Origin of the sequence: Klebsiella sp. Lac1 (assembly GCF_009825425.1) — a bacterium.
In the GTDB taxonomy this organism is placed as follows: domain Bacteria; phylum Pseudomonadota; class Gammaproteobacteria; order Enterobacterales; family Enterobacteriaceae; genus Klebsiella; species Klebsiella electrica.
The window spans coordinates 665,381-692,053 of record NZ_VJZJ01000002.1; the positions used below are offsets into that span (position 1 = coordinate 665,381).

22 protein-coding genes are annotated in these 26,673 nt (G+C 56.1%); 14 read left to right on the plus strand and 8 right to left on the minus strand.

All coding sequences use genetic code 11. The annotated features are described in order from the left end of the window. The first annotated feature begins 11 nt into the window (after positions 1–11). From fhuA to fhuB, 4 genes are read left to right on the plus strand one after another with little or no spacing between them, the layout of a single operon-like run. Entirely contained in the window at positions 12–2,264 is a 2,253-nt protein-coding gene (gene fhuA / locus FNY10_RS18545; protein WP_160702290.1) for a ferrichrome porin FhuA, read from the plus strand. A gap of 46 nt (positions 2,265–2,310) precedes the next feature. Beyond that, complete coding sequence (gene fhuC / locus FNY10_RS18550) at positions 2,311–3,108, plus strand: Fe3+-hydroxamate ABC transporter ATP-binding protein FhuC (RefSeq protein WP_160702288.1); 798 nt, start codon at positions 2,311–2,313, stop codon at positions 3,106–3,108. Continuing rightward, a complete protein-coding gene (gene fhuD, locus FNY10_RS18555) occupies positions 3,108–3,998 on the plus strand; it encodes a Fe(3+)-hydroxamate ABC transporter substrate-binding protein FhuD (RefSeq protein ID WP_160702286.1) in 891 nt (296 codons plus the stop codon). The genes fhuC and fhuD overlap by 1 nt, the downstream gene beginning before the upstream one ends. Further along, positions 3,995–5,977 carry a Fe(3+)-hydroxamate ABC transporter permease FhuB gene (gene fhuB / locus FNY10_RS18560; RefSeq protein WP_160702284.1) on the plus strand — a complete coding sequence of 661 codons (1,983 nt, stop codon included), beginning with the start codon at positions 3,995–3,997 and terminating at the stop codon, positions 5,975–5,977. The genes fhuD and fhuB overlap by 4 nt, the downstream gene beginning before the upstream one ends. Before the next feature lie 234 nt (positions 5,978–6,211). Here the strand turns inward: fhuB and hemL are convergent, their stop codons facing one another. Continuing rightward, the gene (hemL, locus tag FNY10_RS18565) at positions 6,212–7,492 is read right to left on the minus strand and encodes a glutamate-1-semialdehyde 2,1-aminomutase (protein WP_131049267.1); all 1,281 of its coding nucleotides are present in this window, start codon (positions 7,490–7,492) and stop codon (positions 6,212–6,214) included. A gap of 178 nt (positions 7,493–7,670) precedes the next feature. Between hemL and clcA the strand changes: the two genes are divergently transcribed. Beyond that, positions 7,671–9,089 (plus strand): H(+)/Cl(-) exchange transporter ClcA, encoded by a 1,419-nt coding sequence (clcA, locus tag FNY10_RS18570; protein WP_141965300.1) that lies wholly within the window; start codon positions 7,671–7,673, stop codon positions 9,087–9,089. An 81-nt stretch (positions 9,090–9,170) separates the two neighbouring features. Then, positions 9,171–9,515, plus strand: coding sequence for an iron-sulfur cluster insertion protein ErpA (gene erpA / locus FNY10_RS18575; RefSeq protein ID WP_004858085.1), 345 nt, complete (start codon positions 9,171–9,173; stop codon positions 9,513–9,515). A gap of 57 nt (positions 9,516–9,572) precedes the next feature. On the opposite strand, the gene FNY10_RS18580 is transcribed toward erpA, so the two are convergent. The 3 genes from FNY10_RS18580 to mtnN form a co-directional block, all read right to left on the minus strand. Next, positions 9,573–10,196: a TRIC cation channel family protein gene (locus FNY10_RS18580; RefSeq protein WP_131049269.1), complete on the minus strand. Its 624-nt coding sequence runs from the start codon at positions 10,194–10,196 to the stop codon at positions 9,573–9,575. Between the two features lie 143 nt (positions 10,197–10,339). Next, positions 10,340–11,140 (minus strand): vitamin B12 ABC transporter substrate-binding protein BtuF, encoded by an 801-nt coding sequence (gene btuF, locus FNY10_RS18585; RefSeq protein WP_160702280.1) that lies wholly within the window; start codon positions 11,138–11,140, stop codon positions 10,340–10,342. Beyond that, a complete protein-coding gene (mtnN, locus tag FNY10_RS18590) occupies positions 11,133–11,831 on the minus strand; it encodes a 5'-methylthioadenosine/S-adenosylhomocysteine nucleosidase (RefSeq protein WP_100682506.1) in 699 nt (232 codons plus the stop codon). Before mtnN ends, btuF begins: the two co-directional genes overlap by 8 nt. Positions 11,832–11,915: 84 nt before the next feature. Here mtnN and dgt point away from each other — a divergent pair, with 84 nt between their 5' ends. The 3 genes from dgt (at position 11,916) to FNY10_RS18605 (ending at position 16,351) form a co-directional block, all read left to right on the plus strand. Beyond that, the gene (dgt, locus tag FNY10_RS18595; RefSeq protein WP_160702278.1) at positions 11,916–13,430 is read left to right on the plus strand and encodes a dGTPase; all 1,515 of its coding nucleotides are present in this window, start codon (positions 11,916–11,918) and stop codon (positions 13,428–13,430) included. 133 nt (positions 13,431–13,563) lie between these two features. After that, a complete protein-coding gene (degP, locus tag FNY10_RS18600) occupies positions 13,564–15,003 on the plus strand; it encodes a serine endoprotease DegP (RefSeq protein WP_131049289.1) in 1,440 nt (479 codons plus the stop codon). A 190-nt stretch (positions 15,004–15,193) separates the two neighbouring features. Beyond that, positions 15,194–16,351, plus strand: a complete 1,158-nt coding sequence (locus FNY10_RS18605) for a CdaR family transcriptional regulator (RefSeq protein WP_100682503.1) — start codon at positions 15,194–15,196, stop codon at positions 16,349–16,351. 70 nt (positions 16,352–16,421) lie between these two features. Here FNY10_RS18605 and FNY10_RS18610 read toward each other — a convergent pair whose 3' ends face one another. The 4 genes from FNY10_RS18610 to map all read right to left on the minus strand — a co-directional run bounded on the left by FNY10_RS18610 (position 16,422) and on the right by map (position 21,516). Beyond that, positions 16,422–16,808, minus strand: a complete 387-nt coding sequence (locus FNY10_RS18610; protein WP_100682502.1) for a DUF3461 family protein — start codon at positions 16,806–16,808, stop codon at positions 16,422–16,424. Between the two features lie 107 nt (positions 16,809–16,915). Then, positions 16,916–17,740 carry a 2,3,4,5-tetrahydropyridine-2,6-dicarboxylate N-succinyltransferase gene (dapD, locus tag FNY10_RS18615; protein ID WP_004858103.1) on the minus strand — a complete coding sequence of 275 codons (825 nt, stop codon included), beginning with the start codon at positions 17,738–17,740 and terminating at the stop codon, positions 16,916–16,918. A 35-nt stretch (positions 17,741–17,775) separates the two neighbouring features. After that, complete coding sequence (gene glnD / locus FNY10_RS18620) at positions 17,776–20,439, minus strand: bifunctional uridylyltransferase/uridylyl-removing protein GlnD (RefSeq protein ID WP_141965296.1); 2,664 nt, start codon at positions 20,437–20,439, stop codon at positions 17,776–17,778. Between the two features lie 282 nt (positions 20,440–20,721). Beyond that, positions 20,722–21,516 carry a type I methionyl aminopeptidase gene (gene map / locus FNY10_RS18625; protein WP_100682500.1) on the minus strand — a complete coding sequence of 265 codons (795 nt, stop codon included), beginning with the start codon at positions 21,514–21,516 and terminating at the stop codon, positions 20,722–20,724. Positions 21,517–21,838: 322 nt separating this feature from the next. On the opposite strand from map, the gene rpsB reads away from it, so the two are divergent. From rpsB to ispC, 5 genes are all read left to right on the plus strand, one after another. Continuing rightward, positions 21,839–22,564 carry a 30S ribosomal protein S2 gene (gene rpsB, locus FNY10_RS18630; protein WP_100682499.1) on the plus strand — a complete coding sequence of 242 codons (726 nt, stop codon included), beginning with the start codon at positions 21,839–21,841 and terminating at the stop codon, positions 22,562–22,564. Between the two features lie 117 nt (positions 22,565–22,681). Continuing rightward, positions 22,682–23,533, plus strand: coding sequence for a translation elongation factor Ts (gene tsf, locus FNY10_RS18635; protein WP_095103655.1), 852 nt, complete (start codon positions 22,682–22,684; stop codon positions 23,531–23,533). Positions 23,534–23,680: 147 nt separating this feature from the next. Next, on the plus strand, positions 23,681–24,406 hold the full coding sequence (pyrH, locus tag FNY10_RS18640) for a UMP kinase (RefSeq protein WP_004858112.1): 726 nt from the start codon (positions 23,681–23,683) through the stop codon (positions 24,404–24,406). Positions 24,407–24,556: 150 nt separating this feature from the next. Next, on the plus strand, positions 24,557–25,114 hold the full coding sequence (frr, locus tag FNY10_RS18645; RefSeq protein WP_100682498.1) for a ribosome recycling factor: 558 nt from the start codon (positions 24,557–24,559) through the stop codon (positions 25,112–25,114). A gap of 238 nt (positions 25,115–25,352) precedes the next feature. Further along, a complete protein-coding gene (gene ispC, locus FNY10_RS18650) occupies positions 25,353–26,555 on the plus strand; it encodes a 1-deoxy-D-xylulose-5-phosphate reductoisomerase (protein ID WP_160702276.1) in 1,203 nt (400 codons plus the stop codon). Positions 26,556–26,673: the final 118 nt, after the last annotated feature.

Genomic DNA, 26,673 nt, shown 5'->3' on the forward strand with positions numbered 1-26,673 from the left:
GAGATATCCCCATGGCGCGTCCAAAAACTGCTCAGCCAAATCACTCGCTGCGTAAAATCGCAGTCGTAGTAGCCACGGCGGTTAGCGGCATGTCTGTCTATGCGCAGGCAGCAGTTGAACCGAAGCAAGAAGAAACCATCACCGTTATCGCGGCGCCAGCCCCGCAAGAGAGTGCCTGGGGTCCGGCGGCGACCATTGCCGCACGGCAATCCGCCACGGCGACTAAAACCGATACCCCGATTCAAAAAGTACCGCAGTCTATTTCCGTGGTAACCGCCGAGGAGATGGCTCTGCATCAACCGAAATCAGTTAAAGAAGCGTTGAGTTACACCCCTGGCGTCGCCGTAGGAACACGTGGTGCTTCTAATACTTACGATTATCTCATCATTCGCGGTTTCGCAGCAGACGGTCAAAGCCAGAATAACTATTTTAATGGCCTGAAAATGCAGGGCAATTTCTACAATGATGCGGTGATCGATCCCTACATGCTGGAGCGAGCCGAAGTCATGCGTGGTCCTGTTTCCGTTCTCTACGGAAAGAGCAACCCGGGTGGCCTGCTGAACATGGTCAGCAAGCGTCCGACTACGGAGCCGTTGAAAGAAATTCAATTCAAACTGGGTACCGACAACTTGTTCCAGACCGGTTTTGACTTCAGCGATGCGCTGGATGATGACGGTGTTTATTCCTACCGCTTAACTGGCCTGGCCCGTTCTGCGAATGCTCAGCAGAAGGGAGCGGAGGAGCAACGTTACGCCATTGCGCCATCTTTTACCTGGCGTCCGGATGACAAAACCAATTTTACGTTCCTCTCCTACTTCCAGAACGAGCCAGAAACAGGCTACTACGGTTGGTTGCCGAAAGAGGGGACGGTTACACCACTGCCGAACGGTAAGCGTCTTTCTACCGATTTTAACGAAGGGGCTAATAACAATACCTATTCTCGTAACGAGAAAATGGTGGGTTACAGCTTCGATCATCAGTTCAATGAGACTTTTACTGTGCGCCAGAATCTGCGTTACGCGCAGAATAAAGTTTCACAGAACAGCGTCTACGGCTACGGCATGTGCTCCGATCCGCTCTACTCGGGTAATCCAACCACCAGCCCGTGTGCCAGTATCGCCCCCTCTGAATGGGACCACTACCTGACCCGGCAATACGTTATTGATAATGAGAAACTGCAGAATTTCTCCGTAGACACCCAGTTGCAAAGCAAGTTCGCGACCGCTTCCGTAGATCACACTCTGTTGACCGGTGTGGACTTTATGCGCATGCGTAATGATATCGATTCCTGGTTTGGCTATGCCGGTTCAGTCCCGCCGTCCGATATCTATAACCTCAATCGTAGTGACTTTGATTTTGGTTCACACCCGAGGCCGTCAGGTGCTTACCAGGTGCTGAACAAACAGAAACAGACCGGTCTGTACGTCCAGGATCAGATGCAGTGGGATAAGGTGCTTGTTACCCTCGGTGGCCGTTACGATTGGGCGAAGCAGGACTCTCTCAGCCGCGTAACTGCGACTCAGAACTCCCGGGATGATAAAGAGTTCACCTGGCGTGGCGGTGTTAACTATCTGTTCGATAACGGCGTGACACCATATTTCAGTTATAGTGAATCGTTTGAACCAGCTTCTCAGACGGGCGCGAACAACAACATTTTCACACCATCCAAAGGCAAGCAATACGAAGCGGGCGTGAAATACGTTCCAAACGATCGTCCCATCGTTGTTACCGGCGCAGTCTATCAATTGACCAAAACCAACAATCTGATGGCCGATCCAGCCGGATCGTTATTTTCGGTTGAAGGTGGTGAAATTCGCTCGCGTGGCGTTGAAGTAGAAGCGAAAGCGGCACTCTCTGCGAGTATCAATGTGGTCGGTTCCTACACTTACACCGATGCCCAATACACCACGGATACTCACTATAAAGGCAATACGCCTGCTCAGGTGCCAAAACATATGGCGTCACTGTGGGGCGATTACACGTTCTTTGACGGTCCTCTGTCCGGCCTGACAGTGGGTACTGGCGGTCGTTTCACGGGCTCCAGTTATGGTGATCCGGCTAACTCCTTCAAAGTGGGTAGCTACACGGTGGTGGATGCATTAGTGCGCTACGACCTGGCACGCGTAGGCATGGCGGGTTCTAATGTGGCGCTCCACGTAAACAATCTCTTTGATCGTGAGTACGTCGCCAGCTGCTTTAACACCTACGGCTGTTTCTGGGGCGCAGAGCGTCAAATCGTTGCAACTGCAACCTTCCGCTTCTAATCACTTACCGGGCGCGGTTCGCCGCGCCGTTCACCAGGTCGCCGCTATGCAGGAAAACTCTCCGCACGCTGATACCACGTTTTCGTTGAATCACGTTACCTTTCGCGTACCTGGCCGTACGCTGCTGCATCCTCTCTCCTTAACTTTCCCGGCGGGAAAAGTGACGGGGCTGATTGGCCATAACGGCTCCGGCAAATCCACGCTGCTGAAAATGCTCGGCCGCCATCAGCCGCCGTCGCAAGGCGATGTACTGCTGGACGGGCAGCCGCTGGATAGCTGGGGCAGCAAAGCCTTTGCCCGTAAAGTGGCCTATCTGCCGCAGCAGCTGCCGCCAGCGGAAGGGATGACGGTGCGCGAGCTGGTGGCCATTGGCCGCTATCCGTGGCACGGTGCGTTGGGGCGTTTTGGCGCCGCCGATCGGCAGAAAGTTGAAGAGGCGATTGCGCTGGTCGGCCTGAAACCGCTGGCGCACCGGCTGGTTGACAGCCTGTCCGGCGGCGAACGCCAGCGGGCGTGGATTGCTATGCTGGTGGCGCAGGACAGCCGTTGTTTACTGCTGGATGAACCCACCTCGGCGCTGGATATTGCCCATCAGGTTGATGTCCTGGCGCTGGTACACCGTCTGAGTCAACAGCGCGGGTTAACGGTGATAGCCGTCCTGCACGATATCAACATGGCCGCCCGTTACTGCGATTATCTGGTCGCGTTACGCGGCGGTGAGATGATTGCGCAGGGAACGCCCGCGCAGCTGATGCGCAGCGAAACGCTGGAGCAAATTTACGGTATTGCGATGGGTATTCTGCCGCATCCGGCGGGTAGCGCGCCGGTAAGCTTTGTCTATTGATGGAAAAGACCCCTTTAATCACCCGTCGCCGTCTGCTGGCGGCGATGGCCCTGTCGCCCCTGCTGTGGCAGATGCGCGGCGCCCAGGCCGCAAGCTTCGATCCGCAGCGTATTGTGGCGCTGGAGTGGCTGCCGGCAGAACTCCTGCTGGCGCTTGGCGTGACGCCCTACGGCGTGGCCGATATCCCGAACTATAACCTGTGGGTGAATGAACCGGCGCTGCCCTCCTCGGTGATTGATGTCGGGCTGCGTACGGAGCCGAATCTTGAGCTGCTGACGCAGATGAAACCGTCATTTATCGTCTGGTCGGCCGGATATGGACCGTCGGCAGAGAAGCTGGCGCGCATTGCCCCGGGGCGGGGATTCACCTTCAGCGACGGTAAACGACCGCTGCTTATGGCGCAGCAATCCCTCAACGAGATGGCCGGGCTGATTGGCCGGCAGCAGGCGGCGAAGCGCCATCTGGCGGAATTTGATGCGCTGATGGAGAACCTGCGCCCGCGTTTCGCCCATCGCGGCGAGCGTCCGCTGCTGATGATCACTGTGCTCGATCCCCGTCATGTCCTGGTTTTCGGCCAGAATTGTCTGTTCCAGGAAGTGCTCGATCGCTTCGGCATTAAAAATGCCTGGCGCGGTGAAAGCGCCTTCTGGGGCAGCGTCAGCGTGGGAATCGATCGGCTGGCCGCCTACAAAGAGACCGATGTCATCTGCTTTGACCATGGTAATCATGCCGACATGTGCCAACTGATGAGTACGCCGCTATGGCAGGCGATGCCGTTTGTCCGCGAAGGGCGCTTCCAGCGCGTGCCGGCTGTCTGGTTCTACGGCGCGACGCTGTCGGCGATGCATTTTGCCCGCGTGCTGGCGGATGCCCAGGGAGGTGCGGCATGAGATCGCGACTGTCTCCTCTGGCGGCTCTGCTGCTGACCGTGCTGGCGATTGCCGCGTTTGCGCTCAGCTTCTTGAATCTCCAGGCGGCGCTGCCGCAGCACGAGTGGCGTCAGGCGCTGTGGCAGCCGGATATCGACAATATCGCTCAGATGTTATTCCACTACAGCCTGCTGCCGAGGCTGGCGGTGTCGCTGCTGGTTGGCGCGGGACTCGGACTGGTGGGTGTGCTGTTCCAGCAGGTGCTGCGTAACCCGCTGGCGGAACCGACCACCCTCGGGGTGGCGACCGGCGCCCAACTGGGGATGACGGTGACGACGCTGTGGGCGATTCCCGGGGTACTGGCTTCGCAGTTTGCCGCGCTGGCGGGGGCCTGTCTTGTCGGAGCGCTGGTTTTCGGCGTCTCGTGGGGGAAGCGGCTCTCGCCGGTGACCCTGATTCTTGCCGGTCTGGTGGTCAGTCTGTACTGCGGGGCGCTGAATCAACTGATGGTTATTTTCCATCACGATCAGCTGCAAAGTATGTTTCTGTGGAGCACCGGTACGCTGACGCAAACCGACTGGAGCGTGGTGCAACGGCTGTGGCCGCAGCTGCTCGGTGGCTTCATCTTAACGCTGCTGCTGCTGCGCCCCCTCACGCTGATGGGACTGGATGATGGCGTGGCGCGTAATCTTGGACTGGCGCTTTCCCTGGCGCGCCTGGCCACGCTGACGCTGGCGATCGTTATCAGCGCGATGCTGGTGAACGCGGTGGGGATTATCGGTTTTATCGGCCTGTTTTCGCCGCTGCTGGCGAAAATGCTCGGCGCGCGTCGTCTGCTGTCGCGTCTGCTGCTGGCGGCGCTGATTGGCGCGCTCATTCTCTGGTTGTCGGACCAAATTATTCTGTGGCTGACCCGGGTGTGGCGGGAGGTTTCCACCGGCTCTGTGACGGCGCTGATCGGCGCGCCGCTGCTGCTGTGGCTGCTGCCGCGCTTGCGCAGCATCAGTGCGCCGGTGATGAATGCCGGCGATAAGGTGCCGGTGGAACGGCAAAACGTATCGGGATTTGCGTTGGGGGGCGTGCTGATCCTGCTGCTGGCGCTCCTCGTTGCGCTGGCCTTTGGGCGGGATGCTCAGAGCTGGCACTGGGCGAGCGGCTCGCAGCTGGATCAACTGATGCCGTGGCGCTGGCCGCGGGTGTTCGCCGCGCTGTTCGCCGGGGTGATGCTGGCGGTCGCGGGCTGTATTATCCAGCGCCTGACCGGTAACCCGATGGCCAGTCCGGAAGTGCTGGGCATCAGCTCCGGCGCAGCTTTTGGTATTGTCCTGATGCTGTTTTTCGTTCCCGGTAATGCTTTCGGCTGGCTGCTGCCTGCCGGTAGTCTGGGGGCGGCGGCGACGCTGCTGGTGATCCTCGTTGCTGCCGGGCGCGGCGGTTTCTCGCCGCACCGGATGCTGCTGGCGGGGATGGCGCTCAGCACCGCCTTCACCATGCTGTTGATGATGCTGCAGGCCAGCGGCGATCCGCGAATGGCGCAGATTCTGACGTGGATCTCCGGGTCGACGTACAGCGCAACGCCGGAAATGGTGATACGTAGCGGGATCGCCATGGTGCTATTCCTGATTCTGCTGCCGCTGTGTCGGCGCTGGCTGACGATTCTGCCGTTGGGCGGTGAAGCCGCGCGCGCGGTAGGCATGGCGCTGACATCGTCGCGGGTTGTTCTGCTGCTGCTGGCCGCCTGTCTGACGGCAGCGGCTACGCTGACCATCGGTCCGTTAAGTTTTGTTGGCCTGATGGCGCCGCATATTGCGCGCATGATGGGCTTTCGCCGCACGATGCCGCAGATGGTGATGGCCGGGCTGATCGGTGGGTTGCTGTTGGTCTTTGCCGACTGGTGCGGGCGGATGATGATGTTCCCGTATCAGATCCCAGCCGGGCTATTGTCGACCTTTATCGGTGCGCCGTACTTTATTTATTTGCTGAGGAAACAGAGCCGGTAATGCCCCCGGTGGCGCTTTGCTTACCGGGGCTACAAAAACGCATCCCGGTGGTGCTTCGCTTAACAGGGCGACATAAATGCCCCCCGGTGGCGCTTCGCTTACCGGGGCTACAAAAAAAGTATTCCTGGTGGCGCTTCGCTTACCGGGGCTACAAAAAAGTATCCCTGGTGGCGCTTTGCTTACCGGGGCGATAAAAATGTAGGCCGGGCAAGCGAAGCGCCGCCCGGCATTGCGTTACAGCTTCGCAAACGCCTTGCGGGCGGCGGCGATGGTGTCGTTGATATCATCGGGGGTGTGGGCAATCGACATAAAGCCGGCCTCAAATGCCGATGGCGCCAGATAGACGCCTTCGTCCAGCATCAGATGGAAGAAACGCTTAAAGCGCTCAACGTCGCACTTCAGCACATCCTGATAGCAGGTGACCGTTTCGGCATCGGTAAAGAAGAGGCCAAACATACCGCCGACATTATTCACCACCAGCGGAATGCCCGCTTCGCGTGCGGCATCCAGCAGCCCTTGCGAGAGCTGGTTGGTTAAATCGGTCAGCGTTTCGTGGACGCCCGGCTGCGCGACTTCGTTCAGGCAGGCAAAACCGGCCGCCATGGCAATCGGGTTACCAGACAAGGTCCCGGCCTGATACACCGGGCCGGTCGGGGCCAGGGCATCCATCACATCGCGACGACCGCCAAATGCGCCGACCGGCATACCGCCCCCGATGATTTTGCCCAGACAGGTCAGATCCGGGACCACGTCATAGTATGACTGCGCGCCCGCCAGCGCCACGCGGAAGCCGGTCATCACTTCATCGATAATCAGCAGCGCGCCAAATTCGTCGCACAGTGCACGCAGGCCCGGCAGGAACGCCGGCAGCGGTGGGATGCAGTTCATGTTGCCAGCGACCGGCTCCACGATGATGCAGGCAATCTCTTGCGGATACTGCTCGAACGCGGCGCGAACGGAGGTCAGATCGTTATAGGTGCAGGTCAGGGTATGTTTAGCGAAATCAGCCGGTACGCCCGGCGAGTTCGGCTGGCCCAGCGTCAGTGCGCCGGAGCCTGCTTTCACCAGCAGACAGTCGGCATGGCCGTGATAGCAGCCTTCAAACTTGATGATTTTGTCGCGGCCGGTAAAGCCACGAGCCAGGCGAATGGCGCTCATCGTCGCCTCGGTACCGGAGTTCACCATCCGCACCATATCCATCGTTGGGACCAGCTCGGTCACCAGCTCCGCCATTTTGACTTCCATTTCCGTCGGCGCGCCAAAGCTCAGGCCGCGCTCTGCGGCTTCAATCACCGCGTTGCGAATGGCCGGATGGTTATGGCCCAGCACCATAGGTCCCCAGGAGCCGACATAATCGATATATGCTTTACCGTCGACATCGTACAGTCTGGCGCCGTCGGCGCGTTCGATAAACAGCGGCGTACCGCCCACGCCGCTAAAGGCGCGAACCGGCGAGTTCACGCCGCCGGGGATGAGTTCACGTGCGGCGCTATAGAGAGTTTCAGATTTGCTCATTGCCATGATCCTGGTTCGTGATAAATGTTTTGCTGGTTATTCTAAGTTATTCCCGGATAGTTATGAAAGTTTTGCCCAATTGAAACAAGGCGTAGCAGGCGCATTTTCTCCGCGACGCGAGACGTTCAGAAGGCTAAACTGTCCTCTTCGTATTGGTATGACTATTGACGATAAGAGTATGAAAACAGAAGCCTCTACTTTTGAAGCAAAACAAATCGTGCGCTTGCGTCGTGGCGATGTGGTACGTCGTTTAGTTCAACGTGACAAAACGCCGCTGGCGGTGCTGCTGATGGCCGCCGTAGTCGGTACGCTGGCCGGGCTGGTGGGGGTCGCTTTTGAAAAGAGCGTCAACTGGGTGCAGAACATGCGCATCGGTTCGCTGGCGCAGGTGGCGGATCACGGGTTCCTGATTTGGCCGTTGGCCTTTATTTTATCTGCCTTGCTGGCGATGGTGGGCTATTTTCTGGTGCGACGTTTTGCGCCGGAGGCGGGGGGATCCGGCATACCGGAGATCGAAGGGGCGCTGGAAGAGTTGCGTCCGGTTCGCTGGTGGCGAGTGCTGCCGGTAAAATTTATTGGCGGGATGGGGACGCTGGGCGCTGGCATGGTGCTCGGTCGCGAAGGGCCGACGGTGCAGTTGGGCGGCAACGTCGGGCGAATGGTGCTGGATATCTTCCGTATGCGCAGTCCCGAAGCGCGTCATACGTTGCTGGCCACCGGGGCAGCGGCGGGGCTCTCTGCGGCATTTAACGCGCCGCTGGCGGGGATCTTATTCATTATTGAAGAGATGCGCCCGCAGTTTCGCTACAACCTGATTTCGATTAAAGCCGTCTTTACCGGCGTGATTATGTCGAGCATCGTGTTCCGTATCTTTAATGGCGAATCGGCGATTATTGAAGTCGGCAAGCTGAGCGATGCGCCGGTGAATACGCTGTGGCTGTACCTGATCCTGGGGATGATTTTTGGCTGCGTCGGCCCGCTGTTTAATAGCCTGGTGCTGCGCACCCAGGATATGTTCCAACGTATTCATGGCGGCAATACAAAGAAGTGGGTGCTGATCGGCGGGTTAATCGGCGGGATGTGCGGCGTCCTCGGGCTGATTCAACCGGCGGCGACGGGGGGCGGCTTTAACCTGATTCCGATTGCGGCGGCGGGCAATTTTTCCGTCGGACTGCTGCTGTTTATCTTTGTCGCCCGCGTGATTACCACGTTACTCTGTTTCTCCTCCGGGGCGCCCGGCGGCATTTTTGCGCCGATGCTGGCGCTGGGAACCTTGCTGGGAACCGCCTTCGGGATGGCGGTAACGCCGATGCTGCCGGCCTATCATCTGGATGCCGGGACCTTTGCGATTGCCGGAATGGGGGCTCTGCTGGCGGCATCAATCCGCGCTCCGCTGACCGGGATTGTGCTGGTACTGGAGATGACCGATAACTATCAGCTCATTTTGCCAATGATTATTACCTGTCTTGGCGCAACACTACTGGCGCAATTCCTTGGCGGTAAGCCTTTGTATTCGACGATCCTGGAGCGCACGCTGGCGAAACAGGCCGCAGAACAGGCGGCAAAAGCGCAGCAGGTTGCCGGGGAGAATACTTGAACGATTTGACCCCGTATTAGATAATGGCTCATAAGGTCGGGTTATTATTTAACCGGTCAGAAGTATCAATGGGAGCATAAAATGAGTGATGACGTAGCGTTGCCGCTGGAGTTTACTGAAGCTGCAGCCAAAAAAGTAAAATTCCTGATTGCAGATGAAGACAATCCAAACCTGAAACTGCGTGTGTATATCACCGGTGGTGGTTGCAGTGGTTTCCAGTACGGCTTCACCTTCGACGATCAGGTTAACGAAGGCGATATGACCATCGAAAAACAGGGCGTCGGCCTGGTGGTCGATCCGATGAGCCTGCAGTATCTGGTCGGCGGTGCCGTCGACTACACCGAAGGCCTGGAAGGCTCGCGTTTTATCGTGACCAACCCGAATGCGAAAAGTACCTGCGGCTGCGGGTCCTCATTCAGCGTCTGATCCCCGCACTGGATTCTCGCCCCGGTAGAGTGTCTCCGCCGGGGCAATTCCCCCGTTTTAGCGCCCGTTATCGTCGAGAGCAAAAGTCGGCAGCTTCAGATGCCAACGGATGGCCGCAAGGCGAATCATCAGCGTGACGACCATGCCCATCATCGCCGAATTTTGTAGCGAAACATGAAACGCGTCATAGGCCGTGGCGTGCACAATACCGCCGGCAATACAGGCCGTGGCATAGATTTCCGTGCGTAAAATCATCGGAATTTCGCGGGCCAGCACGTCGCGAATAATCCCGCCACCCACGCCGGTGACGACCCCCATACAGATAGCGACCAGCGGGCCGCTGTGGGCCAGAAATGCTTTATTCACCCCGATGCCGACAAACACCGCCAGCCCAACGGCATCAAGCACCGGCAATATCCATTTCGGCAGCCGACGCGGCTGACGCACCAGCAGAATGGTCATCATGCTGGTGACCATCGCCACCACCAGGTCGGTGGGGTCTTTGACCCAGAACACCGGGCCGTTGGCGAGCGCCATATCGCGAATGGTTCCACCGCCCACGGCGGTGACCACGCCGAGCACCAGTACGCCAAAGGGGTCCATCCGGAGTTTACCGGCCAGTAATACGCCCGAGATAGCAAATACGGCGGTGCCAATAATATCCAGCCAATAGACTAGCATCGTCAGTTCTCGTTAAGCGCCCGGTTCTCTGGGCTGTTTTACTCATCAAATTAAATCGGCACAGTGTCCGCCAGGCGTTCGTATAGCGGTTACGCGCTGGCGTTCTCTGTGCCGGATGTTGTTTTACCCTGCGCAAACGGTGCTTATTTAACCTGCCCGAGCGCCTCGCAGAGCTGTTTTGCGGCGAGGATAATACGCGGGCTTGCGCGTTCAAACCAGTCGCCATCGACTGCAATCAGGGAAATTTTTAACTGATTATGCCAGTAGCGTTCAACTTCAGGGAGTTGGCGGGCATCACCGGCGATAACAATGGCCTGAGGCTGTCTCGCCAGGACCTGTTCACGGCTCACCTGGGGCCAGGGAACCGGGCTGGAGGCAAATATATTGTCACCGCCGCACAACGTCAGCACCTGGTCCTGAATCGACCCCCGACTGCTGGTGAAAAGAGGATTGGCGCCAAACTGCAGAAAGACGCGTTTTTTCGGCGTATGGGCGTAGCGGGCTTTGAGAACATCATAGTCGTCCTGCATGCGCTGTGCGGATGCGCGGGCCTTTTCCGGCTGCGGACTCCACTGCGCCAGCTGCCGCAGCGTCGCAATGATCTCTTCAATAGTGGCGGTATTGACCCACAGTACCTTGATCCCCAGTGCGCTCAGTTGATTAACCTGCCGCTCGGCATTGCCGCCGCGCCATGCCAGAATCAGATCCGGTTTCAGCGCGACGATGCGCTCAAGGTTCATCCCTTGCCAGCTGGCAACCTGCTCGATACCGACAGCTTCCGCTGGATAATCGGAATGGCTGCTGACGCCAACCGGCGTAATGCCAGCGGCAAAGGCCAGTTCGGTATTGGACGGTGACAGCGTGATTACCCGCGGCGCGGCGAAGAGCCACGCCGGGGTCATCAGCAGCAGAGCGGCAAGCGCCCGTTTTAGCGACTTAGCCACGCGCCAGCGTCTGTACCAGCTTTTCCACCATCAGCGTGGACTGTCTGGCGGCAACGGCGAGGAACTCATCAAAGCTCAGATGAGACTGCTGATCCGCCACGTCGGAAATCGCGCGTACCACCACGAACGGCACGCCGAAGTTGTGGCAAACATGGGCGATCGCCGTGGCTTCCATTTCAACCGCTACGGCCTGCGGGAAGTTGTGGCGGATTTTCGCCAGTCCGACCGAGCCGTTGATGAAGGCGTCGCCGCTGACGATCAGGCCGCGGACCGCGTGCAGATTCAGCGCTTCGATGCAGCTTTGCGCGGCGGCAATCAGCTTATCGTCGGCTTTGAAGCCTGCCGGGCAGCCGGGCAGCTGGCCATACTCATAACCAAAGGCGGTGACGTCAGCATCGTGGTAGCGCGTCTCGTCGGAGATGACGATATCACCCACTTTCAGCGTCGACGCCAGCCCGCCTGCGGAACCGGTGTTGATAATCACGTCCGGCTTACAAATCTCCAGCAGCAGGGCTGCGCCCATGGCCGCAGCCACTTTGCCAATGCCTGATTTGAGCAGGACAACATCGGTGCCGTTCAGCTGACCGGTGTAGATTTCGCTCCCGCCATGAGTCAGAGTCTGGCGGTTTTCGATTTTGTCGCGCAGAAGGGTAACTTCTTCTTCCATAGCGCCAATAATGCCGATTTTCATAGATTTACTCGCGATGTGTCAGGTTTAGTTGCATAGTCTATCATGCACTCAAAGGGAAACGTTATTGCTCGCGCGGGAGAGGCCATGGCAAAGATTGATTTTCGCAACAAGATTAACTGGCGTCGGCGCTACCGCTCGCCGCAAGGGGTCGAAACGGAACGTGAGATCCTGCGTATTTTTGAAAGCGACCGCGGGCGAATTATCAACTCGCCGTCCATCCGCCGTTTACAGCAAAAAACCCAGGTCTTCCCGCTGGAACGTAATGCCGCGGTGCGTACCCGGTTAACCCACTCCCTTGAAGTTCAGCAGGTGGGACGCTATATCGCCAAAGAGATCCTCAGCCGCCTGAAAGAGCAGCGTCAGCTGGAGGCGTACGGGCTGGATGATCTCACCGGGCCGTTTGAGAGCGTGGTGGAAATGGCCTGTCTGATGCATGACATCGGCAATCCGCCGTTCGGCCATTTTGGCGAGGCGGCGATAAATGACTGGTTCCGTCAGCGGCTCGCGCCTGACGATGCGGCCGGCGCGCCGTTAGCGCACGATCGTTGTACGGTGGAGGCGCTCCGTTTGCAGGAGGGCGCTGCCGGGCTGAATGCGCTGCGGAGCAAGGTTCGTCAGGATCTGTGCTGGTTTGAAGGCAACGCGCAGGGGATTCGCTTAGTGCATACCCTCATGCGGATGAATCTGACCTGGGCGCAGGTTGGCTGCATTCTAAAATATACCCGCCCGGCGTGGTGGCGGGGAGAACTCCCCGCCAGCCACAGTTATTTAATGAAGAAGCCTGGTTATTATTTAGCCGAAGAGGGGTATATTGAGAGGTTGCGTAAAGAACTTGCTCTGGCTCCTTACAATCGCTTCCCTTTGACATGGATTATGGAGGCGGCGGACGATATCTCATATTGTGTGGCCGATCTTGAGGATGCGGTAGAAAAACGTATTTTCAGCGTAGAGCAACTCTATCAACTCCTTCACGAGGCGTGGGGACAGCATGAGAAAGGCTCTTTATTTTCGCAGGTGGTGGAAAATGCCTGGGATAAATCGCGCTCTAATTCTCTGAGTCGGAGTACGGAAGATCAGTTCTTTATGTATTTACGAGTCAATACGCTGAATAAACTGGTGCCGTATGCGGCCCGCCGGTTTATCGATAATTTACCGAAGATCTTTACCGGTGATTTTAATCACGCGTTGCTTGAGGACGATAGCGACTGCAGTCAACTGCTGGAGCTATATAAAAACGTCGCGATAAAACATGTGTTTAGTCATCCCGATGTTGAGCAGCTGGAATTACAAGGCTATCGGGTGATTAGCGGTCTTCTGGATATCTATGAGCCGTTGCTAAAATTATCGCTGGAGGAGTTCAGCTTATTAGTGGAGAAAGAGCGGGTGAGGAGTTTACCTATCGCCTCGCGCTTGTTCCAGAAACTTTCGACGCGTCATCGGTTGGCCTATGTTGAAGCAGTAAATAAGGTTTCACGAGATGCTGAGGAATTTCCGGTGATGGAATATTATTATCGCTGTCGCCTGATACAGGACTATATCAGTGGGATGACGGATTTGTATGCATGGGATGAATATCGGCGCTTGATGGCGGTGGAATAGGTACAGGTTTTGTAAAGACGGACAATAAATTTTTACTTTTTCCAGATACTTAATTCCGGAACTTAGCGCGATAAAATGACTCTGATGGTCACATACATAGCAATTTTCGTTATCTAAAATAGAGTGAGACATGATGAAAAAAACCACGTTAGCAATGAGTGCACTGGCTCTGAGTTTAGGTCTGGCGTTATCACCGCTCTCTGCGAGCGCGGCAGAAACGTCCTCTTCGGCCTCAAGTACACAGCAAATGCCAAGCCTGGCTCCGATGCTGGAAAAAGTGATGCCGTCGGTTGTCAGCATTAATGTTGAGGGCAGCACGACCGTCAACACTCCGCGGATGCCGCGTAACTTCCAGCAGTTCTTTGGTGATAATTCACCGTTCTGCCAGGATGGTTCGCCGTTCCAGAGTTCCCCGTTCTGTCAGGGCGGTGGACAGGGCGGCGGGGCACCGGCTGATGGCAGCCAGCAGCAGAAATTTATGGCGCTGGGCTCCGGGGTCATCATTGATGCTAATAAAGGCTATGTCGTGACCAATAACCACGTTGTCGATAATGCGACCACGATTAAAGTCCAGTTGAGCGACGGACGGAAGTTTGATGCCAAAGTCGTCGGCAAAGATCCGCGTTCCGACATTGCGCTGATCCAGATTCAGGATCCGAAAGATTTGACGGCGATTAAGCTGGCAGATTCCGATGCGCTGCGCGTCGGCGACTACACCGTGGCTATCGGTAACCCGTTTGGTTTGGGTGAAACCGTCACGTCGGGGATTGTCTCCGCGCTTGGCCGTAGCGGTCTGAACGTTGAAAACTACGAAAACTTTATCCAGACCGATGCGGCGATCAACCGCGGTAACTCCGGCGGCGCGCTGGTGAACCTCAACGGCGAACTGATTGGGATTAATACCGCGATCCTGGCGCCGGACGGCGGCAATATCGGTATCGGTTTTGCCATCCCGAGCAACATGGTCAAAAACCTGACCGAGCAGATGGTCAAGTATGGCCAGGTGAAACGCGGCGAGCTGGGTATTATGGGAACCGAGCTGAACTCTGAGCTGGCGAAAGCCATGAAGGTTGATGCGCAGCGCGGCGCCTTCGTCAGTCAGGTTATGCCGGGTTCCGCGGCCGCGAAAGCGGGTATCAAAGCCGGTGACGTGATTACCTCGCTGAACGGTAAGTCTATCAGCAGCTTTGCTGCGCTGCGTGCGCAAGTCGGCACTATGCCTATCGGCAGCAAAGTCGAGCTGGGGCTGGTCCGCGATGGCAAAGCGGTCAATGCGACCGTCGAGCTGCAGCAGAGTAGCCAGAATCAGGTTGACTCCAGCACCATCTTCAATGGTATTGAAGGTGCGGAAATGAGCAACAAAGGTCAGGACAAAGGTGTGGTGGTCAATAATGTGAAAGCGGGGACTCCGGCGGCACAAATTGGCCTCAAGAAAGGTGACATCATCGTCGGCGCTAACCAGCAGCCGGTGAAAAATATCGCCGATCTGCGCAAAATCTTTGATGCCAAACCTTCGGTACTGGCGCTGAACATCCAGCGTGGCGATAGCACTATCTATCTGCTGATGCAGTAATCGCCAACGGCTAAGCCCGCCCCTTCTCCTCGTTGAGGGAAGGGGCTTTTTTTGGCCCCGCTATCCGGTGCGTTTCCCTTTCTGTGACTCCACACGCAACTCCATACTTCTCTGTCATGCTTTATGCGTATGCACAATGCAGCGTCCAGCCGACTCTTTTATGCTGGCCTCCTGTTGACGGGAGGATTACATGGCTGGCTGGCATCTTGATACCAACATGGCGCAGGATATTGTGGCGCGTACGATGCGCATCATTGATACCAATATCAACGTAATGGACGCCCGCGGGCGCATTATCGGCAGCGGCGATCGCGAGCGGATTGGGGAATTGCACGAAGGCGCGCTGCTGGTGCTTTCCCAGGGACGGGTTGTGGATATTGATGATGCGGTCGCTCGCCATCTGCACGGCGTGCGTCAGGGGATTAACCTGCCTTTGCGCCTGGAGGGGGAGATCGTCGGCGTCATCGGCCTGACCGGCGAACCCGAAACGCTGCGTAAATATGGCGAGCTGGTGTGTATGACTGCCGAGATGATGCTGGAGCAGTCCCGGCTGATGCACCTTCTGGCCCAGGATAGCCGCCTGCGTGAAGAGCTGGTTATGAACCTGATCCAGGCCGAAGAGAATACGCCCGCATTAACCGAGTGGGCGCAGCGGCTGGGTATCGATCTGAACCAGCCTCGCGTGGTCGCCATGATTGAAGTGGATAGCGGTCAGCTCGGCGTAGACAGCGCTATGGCCGAACTGCAGCAGTTGCAAACCGCCCTGACCACGCCCGATCGCCACAATCTGGTGGCGATTGTCTCACTGACCGAGATGGTGGTGCTCAAACCGGCATTGAATGCTTTTGGCCGCTGGGACGCGGAGGATCACCGCAAAAGGATCGATCAGCTGATCGCCCGAATGAAAGAAAACGGCCAGCTGCGTTTTCGCGTGGCGCTAGGGAACTTCTTTACCGGTCCCGGCAGCATCGCCCGTTCCTGGCGCACCGCCCGTACCACAATGATGGTCGGCAAACAGCGTATGCCTGAGAGCCGCAGCTATTTTTATCAGGATTTAATGTTGCCGGTGCTGCTCGATAGCCTGCGCGGCGGCTGGCAGGCGAATGAGCTTGCCCGTCCACTGGTGCGGCTGAAGGCGATGGATAATAACGGTCTGCTGCGACGCACGCTACAAGCCTGGTTTCGCCATAACGTGCAGCCGCTGGCGACGTCAAAGGCGCTGTTTATTCATCGCAATACGCTGGAGTATCGCCTGAATCGTATTGCTGAACTGACGGGGCTGAACCTGGGGAATTTTGATGACCGCCTGCTGCTGTATATCGCGCTGCAGTTGGATGAGCAAAGATAGTCTGTTTTAGACAAAAAAATGCCGGGTGGCGGCTTCGCCTGACCCGGCCTACAGCGACATCCGCGTACGGCTATTTGCGCGTCAGTTTTTCCAGATCGGCTTCAATTTCACTGATCTTATGGGTGACGACGCTTTCCAGATGACGCAGATCGTCGAGGATCTTACGTTTGAGGTCGACTTCGGTACGATCGCGCTGGCAGATCTGATCCAGCTCATCGATAACGTAGCGCAGATTCGGGCTAATTTCCTGAACCTCTTTATACCCCTGGCCTACGCCATCGGCGACAACGGTCTTACGCTGGCGCGGGTATTTAAACTTGACGCTTTTGGCGAAGAACTCGCCTTTGTCTTTCTGAAAATAGATTTTCAGAATGTCGTTGTTGGCTTCCTGCCGCAGGCTATAGCGATCGATCTCATCGGGATTGGTAATGCCAAGACTTTTCAGATTATCGTACATAACGGTACCTTTGATATCATCATAACCTTTGAATAATTAACGAAAAGATCCATCTTCGCCAGCTTCAAATATAAAAAAAGCGGGATATCTCCCGCTTTTTATTCTGCTTAGTCGATGGTACGCAGCAGTTCGTTAATGCCGACCTTGCCGCGAGTTTTCGCATCCACTTTCTTCACGATAACGGCGCAGTACAGGCTGTACTTGCCATCTTTCGACGGCAGGTTGCCGGAAACCACCACTGAACCCGCCGGAACGCGGCCGTAATGGACTTCGCCGGTTTCGCGATCGTAAATTTTGGTGCTCTGACCCAGGTACACGCCCATGGAGATCACGGAACCTTCTTCAACGATCACGCCTTCAACCACTTCAGAGCGCGCGCCGATGAAGCAGTTGTCTTCGATGATGGTCGGGTTAGCCTGCAGCGGCTCGAGGACGCCGCCGATACCGACGCCGCCGGACAGGTGCACGTTTTTACCAATCTGCGCGCAGGAACCCACGGTGGCCCAGGTATCTACCATGGAGCCTTCGTCCACGTAGGCGCCGATGTTGACGTAGGACGGCATCAGCACGGTGTTGCGGGCAATAAATGCGCCCTGGCGAACCGCCGCCGGCGGAACCACGCGGAAGCCTTCTTTCTGGAAACGCGCTTCATCATAGTCAGCGAATTTCATCGGCACTTTATCGAAGTAGCGGCTTTCAGCACCGTCGATAACCTGGTTATCGTTAATACGGAAAGAGAGCAGAACCGCCTTCTTCAGCCATTGATGGGTGACCCACTGGCCATCGATCTTTTCAGCGACACGCAGCGCGCCGGAATCAAGCAGAGAAATCACCTGGTTAACCGCTTCGCGGGTTACGGTATCCACATTTGCCGGCGTGATGTCGGCGCGACGCTCAAAAGCGGACTCAATAACATTCTGTAATTGCTGCATTGTTTTACTCTTTCTCTTTACACATTAAAAGTTCGTCACCCTTTATCGTTTGGATTGAGGGCCTCTGTCAACCGTTGTTGTACTTCTTGTTGCAGCGCATTATTAAGCGCACGCCGGTCCGCCGTCGCGATTATAAATAAATCTTCTACTCGCTCACCGATTGTCGTAATTCGCGCTCCGTGAAGCGAAATATTGAGGTCGGCGAACACCTGACCCACGCGCGCCAGCAGGCCCGGCTGATCGAGTGCAATCAGCTCAAGAAACGATTTTCTGTCGGTGTGTGTCGGCAGGAAATTGACTTCCGTAACGACGGAGAAATGGCGAAGTTTCGCCGCCTGACGGCGCGGGGCCGGCGGCTGCCAGCTGCGCTGGGTAATGGTCTGTTCCAGACCGTGACGGATAATCTCATGGCGATCGGCGGAAAGCGGACTGCCGTCCGGCTCCAGCACAATAAAGGTATCCATCGCCATGCCGTCGCGGGTGGTAAAAATCTGGGCATCGTGAACGCTGAGGTTGCGGCGATCCAGCTCGCCACAGACGGCGGCAAACAGATACGGGCGGTCCGGGCTCCAGATAAAAATTTCGGTCCCGCCGCGCGTGGCCTGCGAGCTGAGCAGGATCATCGGTTTGCTCAGGTCGTGTTTGAGCAAATTGCGGGCGTGCCAGGCGAGCTGGTTGGGCGTATGGCGCACGAAGTAGTTGGCGCGGCAGCGATTCCAGATTTGATGCAGCGCCTCTTCATTAATATTTTCCATCCGTAGCAGCGCCAGCGCCTGCAACTGATGGTGGCGAACCCGTTCGCGCATATCCGGCGTGCTTTGCATGCCGCGGCGCAGCTGTTTTTCGGTGGCGAAATAGAGCTCGCGCAGCAGGCTCTGCTTCCAGCTGTTCCACAAGGTTTCGTTGGTCGCACAGATATCGGCGACGGTCAGGCATACCAGGTAGCGCAGGCGGTTTTCGGTTTGCACCTCTTCGGCAAACTGCTTGATGACCTCGGGATCCTGAATATCACGGCGCTGGGCGGTGACCGACATCAACAGATGATGGCGCACCAGCCAGGCCACCAGCTGGGTTTCCCGCGAGTTAAGCCCGTGCAGCTCGGCGAATTTCAGCACATCCTGGGCGCCGAGGACCGAATGATCGCCGCCGCGACCTTTGGCAATATCATGGAACAGGGCGGCAATCAGAATCAGCTCCGGGTGCGTCAGGCGAGGCCACAGTTCCACGCACAGCGGATGGCGGCTGCGGGTCTCTTCTTTAGCGAAGCTTTCCAGCTTCAGCAGCACGCGGATCGTATGCTCATCGACCGTATAGGCATGGAACAGGTCAAACTGCATCTGGCCCACGATATGCGACCACTGCGGCATATAGGCCCACAGTACGCTGTGGCGGTGCATCGGCAACAGCCCCCGGCTGACCGCTCCCTGGTGACGCAACATACTGAGGAAAATCGTGCGCGCTTCCGGGATATAGCACAGCGGCTGCGTCAGGTGGCGCCGCGCGTGACGCAGGTGGCGAAGCGTCGTCGAGTAGATGCCGGTGATGCTGCTGTTACGCACCATAATATAGAACATGCGCAGGATAGCCTGCGGTTCGCGGATAAACAGCGTGTCGTCGCGCAGGTCAATCAGCGTGCCGCGCAGCTGAAAATCATCATCGATGGGCCGCGGCTTTTCATCTTCGGTGAGGGCGAGGATGGCTTCATCAAACAGCTGGAGCAGCATGTGATTCAGTTCGCTGACCCGCCGGGTGACGCGGAAGAAATCCTTCATCATGTATTCGATAGGCTGATTGCCTTCGCCTTCGTAGCGCAGTCGGCGGGCGACGCTGAACTGGCGATCGAATAACAGACGGTTGTCGTAGCGGTTTAACTCGAGGTGCAGCGCAAAGCGAATCCGCCACAGCTGGTGCAGACATTCGTTAAGCTCGTTGCGTTCGGCTTCGGTAAGAAAGCCGAAACCGACCATTTCATCCAGCGAAGTGGCGCCGAAGTGACGACGGGCGACCCACTGCAGGGTGTGGATATCGCGCAGGCCGCCGGGACTGCTTTTCACGTCCGGTTCGAGGTTATAGCTGGTGCCGTGGTAGCGCTGGTGGCGTATATTCTGCTCTTCGACCTTGGCGGCGAAAAACTTCTCCGAGGGCCAGAAGCCATCGCTGAAAATATGTTTTTGTAGCTCCAGAAATAGCGCGACGTCGCCAATCAGCAGACGCGTTTCGATCAGGTTGGTGGCAACGGTCAGATCGGACAGTCCTTCCAGCAGGCACTCTTCGAGCGTGCGCACGCTGTGGCCGACTTCGAGCTTGATATCCCACAGCAGCGTCAGCAGTTCGCCCACTTTCTGCGCCTGCTCATCGGAGAGTTTTTTGCGGCTGAGAATCAGCAGGTCGATGTCGGAGAGCGGGTGCAGCTCGCCGCGACCGTATCCTCCAACCGCGACCAGCGCCAGATCGCTGACTGAACCAAAACCGTAATCCACCCACAGGCGCTGGAGCAACTGGTCGATAAATTCGGTTCGCGCTTCGATGAGCTCCCCGGCGGGGATACCGCTATCAAATGCTTCGCCCAGCCAGCGCTGGAAAGTATCGAGATGTGCCTTGATGGCGGCACAGTTCAAATCCCCTTGTGGCCAGCTACCTGGATTCTCAGGTTGAGCGGAGAGGGTAGGGGAGACAGTATCAGGTAAAGAGTTACTCATCGCGTCACCATATGAAAAAACTATCAACTATCGCCCATAAAAAATCGCCGGGAGCGATTTTTAACGTCGCCTGCGGCGGCCCGTAGGGTGACGGGCAGGACGCCCGTCATACAAAATCGCCGGGAGCGATTTTTAACGTCGCCTGCGGCGGCCCGTAGGGTGACGGGCAGGACGCCCGTCATACAAAATCGCCGGGAACGATTTTTAACGTCGCTTGCGGCGGCCCGTAGGGTGACGGGCAGGACGCCCGTCATAAAAAAGCCGGCGGGCGCCGGCTTTTCGTTATGCGTTGTGCGAGATTATCGCCGGGATGGTGTCATCCTTGCGTAGCGTCAGAATCTCACAGCCGTTCTCTGTCACCACAATAGTATGCTCGTACTGCGCAGACAAGCTCCGGTCTTTGGTTTTCACCGTCCAGCCGTCTTTCATACTGCGGATCTCTTTCTTGCCGGCATTGACCATCGGTTCGATGGTAAAGGTCATGCCTGGCTTGAGCACCACATTGGTCTCAGGCGAGTCGTAGTGCAGCACCTGCGGCTCTTCATGGAAACCACGACCGATACCGTGACCGCAATACTCACGCACCACCGAGAAACCTTCCGCTTCGACGAATTTCTGGATGGCTGCGCCGATGGCGCGCAGGTTAATTCCCGGCTTAACCATCTTCAGGGCCAGATACAGGCTTTCCTGAGTGATGCGGCACAGGCGCTCGCCAAGAATCGTCGGTTTGCCGACGATGAACATTTTAGAGGTGTCGCCGTGGAAATCATCCTTAATGACCGTGACATCAATGTTGACGATGTCGCCGTCTTTCAACAGTTTTTCGTCGTCAGGAATCCCGTGACAGACGACTTCGTTAATAGAGATACAGACGGATTTCGGGTAGCCGTGGTAGCCGAGGCAGGCGGAGATCGCTTTCTGTTCGTTAACAATGTAATCGTTACAGATACGGTCCAGTTCGCCGGTGCTGACCCCAGGTTTAACGTAGGGTTCGATCATTTCCAGCACTTCAGCGGCCAGGCGGCCGGCGACGCGCATTTTTTCGATGTCTTCAGATGTTTTGATAGATATAGCCATGGATTGTGTCCAGCTGTGTCGGTTTTTTCGACAATAATAGAGTTATTCCTGCCAATGTTAACAGTCCGGGTGTCCTGGTGCCAAATTGAGAATCATTAACAGCACTCAGCGTCAACAACAGTTGGTTTCCGATCGGATTTTGTGGTATAAAGCGCGCCGGACTTCCGTTCCATTTGGTACTACACAGGATGGACTGAAGCGACAAATCTCACTTTGTGTAAATAACACACACGTATCGACACATATTCCGGGGTGCCCTTTGGGTCGGTAATATGGGATACGTGGAGGCATAACCCCAACTTTATCTATAGAGGTTTTAAACATGGCAACTGTTTCCATGCGCGACATGCTCAAGGCTGGTGTTCACTTTGGTCACCAGACCCGTTACTGGAACCCGAAAATGAAGCCTTTCATCTTCGGCGCGCGTAACAAAGTTCACATCATCAACCTTGAGAAAACTGTACCGATGTTCAACGAAGCTCTGGCTGAACTGAACAAGATCTCTGCTCGTAAAGGTAAAATCCTTTTCGTTGGTACTAAACGCGCTGCAAGCGAAGCGGTAAAAGAAGCTGCTAACAGCTGCGACCAGTTCTTCGTGAACCATCGCTGGTTGGGCGGCATGCTGACTAACTGGAAAACCGTTCGTCAGTCCATCAAACGTCTGAAAGACCTGGAAACTCAGTCCCAGGACGGTACTTTCGAGAAGCTGACCAAGAAAGAAGCTCTGATGCGCACTCGTGAGCTGGACAAGCTGGAAAACAGCCTGGGCGGTATCAAAGACATGGGCGGCCTGCCGGACGCACTGTTTGTTATCGACGCTGACCACGAGCACATCGCTATCAAAGAAGCAAACAACCTGGGTATCCCGGTATTTGCTATCGTTGATACTAACTCCGATCCGGACGGCGTAGACTTCGTTATCCCGGGTAACGACGACGCAATCCGCGCTGTTAGCCTGTACCTGGGCGCTGTAGCTACAACCGTGCGCGAAGGTCGTTCTCAGGATCTGGCTTCTCAGGCGGAAGAAAGCTTCGTAGAAGCTGAATAATAAGGTTTCACCCCTTATTAGTACCGTGTATGAATAGGGGCCCATTTTTGGCCCCTTTTTTCAATTTATACTGTTTGGCCCCCGGCCGGGCAGTTCACATCTCCCGAGGATTTAAGAATGGCTGAAATTACCGCATCCCTGGTAAAAGAGCTGCGTGAGCGTACTGGCGCAGGCATGATGGATTGCAAGAAAGCGCTGACCGAAGCGAACGGCGACATCGAGCTGGCAATCGAAAACATGCGTAAATCCGGTGCGATCAAAGCAGCTAAGAAAGCAGGCAACGTTGCTGCTGACGGCGTGATCATCACTAAAATCGACGGCACCTACGGCATCATTCTGGAAGTTAACTGCCAGACTGACTTCGTTGCTAAAGATGGCGGTTTCCAGGCATTTGCTAACAAAGTTCTGGACGCAGCTGTGGCTGGCAAAATCACCGACGTTGAAGTTCTGAAAGCACAGTTCGAAGAAGAGCGTGTTGCGCTGGTTGCTAAAATCGGTGAGAACATCAACATCCGTCGCGTTGCGGCCCTGGAAGGCGAAGTTCTGGGTTCATACCAGCACGGCGCGCGTATCGGCGTTCTGGTTGCGGCTAAAGGCGCTGACCAGGAGCTGGTTAAACAGCTGGCAATGCACATCGCTGCAAGCAAGCCGGAATTCGTTAAGCCGGAAGACGTGTCTGCTGAAGTGGTAGAGAAAGAGTACCAGGTTCAGCTGGACATCGCGATGCAGTCTGGTAAGCCGAAAGAAATCGCTGAGAAAATGGTTGAAGGCCGCATGAAGAAATTCACCGGCGAAGTTTCTCTGACCGGCCAGCCTTTCGTTATGGACCCGAGCAAATCTGTTGCTCAGCTGCTGAAAGAGCACAATGCCGACGTTACTGGCTTCATCCGCTTTGAAGTGGGCGAAGGCATCGAGAAAGTTGAGACTGACTTTGCAGCAGAAGTTGCTGCGATGTCCAAGCAGTCTTAATTTTCAAAAGGAGCCGCCTGAGGGCGGCTTCTTTTTGTGCCCGTTTTGTAAATTCAGCTCATCGCTTATAGTGGCTGTGCTGAAAAGCGGCATACAATGTCGCCAGAATTAACTCATCTCACTCGTTGACAGTCTCAGGAAAGAAACATGGCTACCAATGCAAAACCCGTCTACAAACGTATTCTGCTTAAGTTAAGTGGCGAAGCTCTGCAGGGTTCGGAAGGCTTCGGTATTGATGCAAGCATACTTGACCGTATGGCTCAGGAAATCAAAGAACTGGTTGAACTGGGTATTCAGGTTGGTGTAGTGATTGGTGGTGGTAACCTGTTCCGTGGTGCTGGGCTGGCGAAAGCGGGTATGAACCGCGTTGTGGGCGACCACATGGGCATGCTGGCAACGGTGATGAACGGCCTCGCCATGCGTGACTCACTGCATCGCGCCTATGTGAACGCTCGCCTGATGTCAGCGATTCCGCTGAATGGCGTGTGTGATAACTACAGCTGGGCAGAGGCCATCAGCCTGCTGCGTAATAATCGCGTGGTGATTCTTTCCGCCGGTACCGGTAACCCGTTCTTCACCACCGATTCCGCTGCCTGCCTGCGCGGTATTGAAATCGAAGCTGATGTGGTGCTGAAAGCCACCAAAGTCGACGGTGTGTTTACCGCTGATCCGGCCAAAGACCCGTCTGCCACCATGTACGATCAGCTGACCTACAGCGAAGTGCTCGATAAAGAGCTGAAAGTCATGGATTTGGCCGCCTTTACCCTGGCGCGTGACCATAAATTGCCGATTCGCGTTTTCAACATGAATAAACCTGGCGCACTGCGTCGCGTGGTGATGGGCGAAAAAGAAGGCACACTGATTACGGAATAATTCCCGTCAGCGCCAAATCCGGGTAATATTCCGCCTTACTTTCGCGGGCTGATTGCCCGGTGATTTGCATTAAATCTGACTATACTTAGCTCACTTTCGCGGTGAGCGACCGTCTGGTCTGTCTGAGACAAGTTTTCAAGGATTCGTAACGTGATTAGCGATATCAGAAAAGATGCTGAAGTACGCATGGAAAAATGCGTCGAAGCGTTCAAAACCCAAATCAGCAAAATACGCACGGGTCGTGCTTCTCCCAGCCTGCTGGATGGCATCGTCGTAGAATACTACGGCACGCCGACGCCGCTGCGTCAGCTGGCAAGCGTCACGGTGGAAGACTCCCGTACTCTGAAAATCAACGTGTTCGATCGCTCGATGAGCCCGGCCGTTGAGAAAGCGATCATGGCTTCCGATCTCGGTCTGAACCCAAGCTCTGCGGGCAGCGACATCCGTGTTCCGTTGCCGCCGCTGACCGAAGAACGTCGTAAGGATCTGACGAAGATCGTTCGCGGTGAAGCCGAACAAGCGCGTGTTGCCGTGCGTAACGTGCGTCGTGACGCCAATGATAAAGTAAAAGCGCTGTTGAAAGATAAAGAGATCAGCGAAGATGACGATCGCCGTTCTCAGGACGACGTGCAGAAAATGACTGACGCCGCCATCAAGAAAGTGGATGCGGCGCTGACAGATAAAGAAGCGGAACTGATGCAGTTCTGATTCTCTGCCGATACGTTCGCCGCCTGCCATTATTCATGGGCTGCGGGCGTTAAGTCTGAAACGCCGTACAGAAGACCGAACGCTCAATTCCTGGGATTGTGTTAACACGGTCGGCCCTGTAGCCTCTGGCATGCTTGCCGAAGGTGATAGACCGCCGACCTGCTCCCGGATGATTGTGGCGTAAGGGCTACTGGCGGCGTTTTTCTTTTTATCCTGTCTCAATTCTTCTGGACATCTCATGAAGCAATTAACCGTTCTCGGTTCGACCGGTTCAATTGGCTGCAGCACGCTGGATGTGGTGCGCCATAACCCCGATCGCTTTTCCATCGCCGCGCTGGTCGCAGGGAAAAATGTCGACCGCATGGTTGAACAATGTCTGGAATTCTCTCCCCGCTACGCGGTGATGGACGATGTTCAAAGCGCCGACGCGCTGCGCATCCGCCTGCGTGAAAACGGTAGCCGCACTGAGGTATTGAGCGGCCAGCACGCTGCCGCGGAAGTGGCTGCGCTGGACGACGTTGACCAGGTGATGGCGGCGATTGTGGGAGCTGCGGGACTGGTGCCAACGCTGGCGGCCATCCGTGCCGGCAAAACGGTGCTGCTGGCGAATAAAGAGTCGCTGGTCACCTGCGGGCGCCTGTTTATGGATGCTGTGCAACAGTACGGCGCGCACCTGTTGCCCGTGGACAGCGAACATAACGCGATTTTTCAGAGTATGCCGGTAACCGTACAGCATAATCTTGGATACGCTGACTTAACGCAGAATGGCGTTTCGTCGATTCTGCTGACCGGTTCCGGTGGTCCTTTCCGGGAAACGGCGATAGCGGAACTGGCGGCGATGACGCCGGATCAGGCCTGCCGTCACCCCAACTGGTCAATGGGACGCAAAATCTCTGTCGATTCCGCCACGATGATGAACAAAGGGCTGGAATATATCGAAGCCCGCTGGCTGTTCAACGCTTCAGCCCGGCAGATGGAAGTGCTGATCCACCCGCAGTCTGTCATTCACTCGATGGTGCGTTATCTTGACGGCAGCGTCATCGCGCAACTCGGTGAACCGGATATGCGCACGCCTATCGCCCATACGATGGGCTGGCCAGATCGCCTGAATTCTGGCGTGCCAGCGTTAGACTTCTGTCAGTTGAGCCACCTGAGCTTTTCCGCGCCGGACTACGGGCGCTATCCGTGTCTCAAACTGGCGATGGACGCATTCGATCACGGTCAGGCGGCGACAACGGCGCTGAATGCGGCAAATGAAATCTCAGTGGCAGCCTTCCTGGCTGAAGAGATTCGCTTTACCGACATTGCGGGAGTCAACCTGGCAGTACTGGATCAGCTGACGCTGGATGAACCGCAAAGCATTGATGAGGTGCTGGTTATTGACGCTCAGGCCAGAGTCGTTGCCGGGAAGCAGATTAAACATCTGACAACGCGGGGCTGAACCTCACGCCACGCTGTGATATTTGTGGGCGCTGGGCTTCAGTGATATAGTCTGCGCCACCCAATCGTTGCATTTTGTTGTAAAAGATTGTGGTGGCCGTGGAAAAACACGGCTTTTT

What these genes read in the sequence shown, in the direction of transcription:
- fhuA (WP_160702290.1), top strand. Translation starts at nt 12, where the DNA reads ATGGCGCGTCCAAAAACTGCTCAGCCAAATCACTCGCTGCGTAAAATC.
- fhuC (WP_160702288.1), top strand. Translation starts at nt 2,311, where the DNA reads ATGCAGGAAAACTCTCCGCACGCTGATACCACGTTTTCGTTGAATCAC.
- fhuD (WP_160702286.1), top strand. Translation starts at nt 3,108, where the DNA reads ATGGAAAAGACCCCTTTAATCACCCGTCGCCGTCTGCTGGCGGCGATG.
- fhuB (WP_160702284.1), top strand. Translation starts at nt 3,995, where the DNA reads ATGAGATCGCGACTGTCTCCTCTGGCGGCTCTGCTGCTGACCGTGCTG.
- hemL (WP_131049267.1), bottom strand. Translation starts at nt 7,492, where the DNA reads ATGAGCAAATCTGAAACTCTCTATAGCGCCGCACGTGAACTCATCCCC.
- clcA (WP_141965300.1), top strand. Translation starts at nt 7,671, where the DNA reads ATGAAAACAGAAGCCTCTACTTTTGAAGCAAAACAAATCGTGCGCTTG.
- erpA (WP_004858085.1), top strand. Translation starts at nt 9,171, where the DNA reads ATGAGTGATGACGTAGCGTTGCCGCTGGAGTTTACTGAAGCTGCAGCC.
- FNY10_RS18580 (WP_131049269.1), bottom strand. Translation starts at nt 10,196, where the DNA reads ATGCTAGTCTATTGGCTGGATATTATTGGCACCGCCGTATTTGCTATC.
- mtnN (WP_100682506.1), bottom strand. Translation starts at nt 11,831, where the DNA reads ATGAAAATCGGCATTATTGGCGCTATGGAAGAAGAAGTTACCCTTCTG.
- dgt (WP_160702278.1), top strand. Translation starts at nt 11,916, where the DNA reads ATGGCAAAGATTGATTTTCGCAACAAGATTAACTGGCGTCGGCGCTAC.
- degP (WP_131049289.1), top strand. Translation starts at nt 13,564, where the DNA reads ATGAAAAAAACCACGTTAGCAATGAGTGCACTGGCTCTGAGTTTAGGT.
- FNY10_RS18605 (WP_100682503.1), top strand. Translation starts at nt 15,194, where the DNA reads ATGGCTGGCTGGCATCTTGATACCAACATGGCGCAGGATATTGTGGCG.
- FNY10_RS18610 (WP_100682502.1), bottom strand. Translation starts at nt 16,808, where the DNA reads ATGTACGATAATCTGAAAAGTCTTGGCATTACCAATCCCGATGAGATC.
- dapD (WP_004858103.1), bottom strand. Translation starts at nt 17,740, where the DNA reads ATGCAGCAATTACAGAATGTTATTGAGTCCGCTTTTGAGCGTCGCGCC.
- glnD (WP_141965296.1), bottom strand. Translation starts at nt 20,439, where the DNA reads ATGAGTAACTCTTTACCTGATACTGTCTCCCCTACCCTCTCCGCTCAA.
- map (WP_100682500.1), bottom strand. Translation starts at nt 21,516, where the DNA reads ATGGCTATATCTATCAAAACATCTGAAGACATCGAAAAAATGCGCGTC.
- rpsB (WP_100682499.1), top strand. Translation starts at nt 21,839, where the DNA reads ATGGCAACTGTTTCCATGCGCGACATGCTCAAGGCTGGTGTTCACTTT.
- tsf (WP_095103655.1), top strand. Translation starts at nt 22,682, where the DNA reads ATGGCTGAAATTACCGCATCCCTGGTAAAAGAGCTGCGTGAGCGTACT.
- pyrH (WP_004858112.1), top strand. Translation starts at nt 23,681, where the DNA reads ATGGCTACCAATGCAAAACCCGTCTACAAACGTATTCTGCTTAAGTTA.
- ispC (WP_160702276.1), top strand. Translation starts at nt 25,353, where the DNA reads ATGAAGCAATTAACCGTTCTCGGTTCGACCGGTTCAATTGGCTGCAGC.